Origin of the sequence: Streptomyces sp. NRRL S-495, from assembly GCF_000966955.1 — a bacterium.
Lineage (GTDB): Bacteria > Actinomycetota > Actinomycetes > Streptomycetales > Streptomycetaceae > Kitasatospora > Kitasatospora purpeofusca.
Genome location: NZ_JZWY01001343.1, coordinates 1 through 254, shown reverse-complemented (window position 1 = coordinate 254; position 254 = coordinate 1). Strand labels below are relative to the sequence as shown.

Sequence of the window (254 nt, the reverse complement as noted above, 5' to 3'; positions counted from 1 at the left end):
GTTCACCGCCGCCACCGACAACCGCCCCGCCCAGGCACCGATCCGCTCCCGTGCCACGTCCACGGGCAACGGCAAGGACGCCATACCGCCACGACCCGCCAGCACCTTTATTGCGCGGGAACGCAACGCCACCACACGGGCCGCGTCGTCGAGACTCAGTCCACCCGCCACACAGGCCGCCGCAACCTCACCCTGGGAGTGGCCGACCACGGCGTCCGGGACGACGCCGAAGGAACGCCACACCTCAGCCAGCG

The 254-nt window shown here is 71.3% G+C and carries 1 protein-coding gene; it reads right to left on the bottom strand.

The window, feature by feature from the left end; translation table 11 throughout:
• Positions 1–254: acyltransferase domain-containing protein (locus tag VR45_RS41585; RefSeq protein WP_045945181.1), on the bottom strand; the 254-nt coding region annotated here is incomplete at both ends.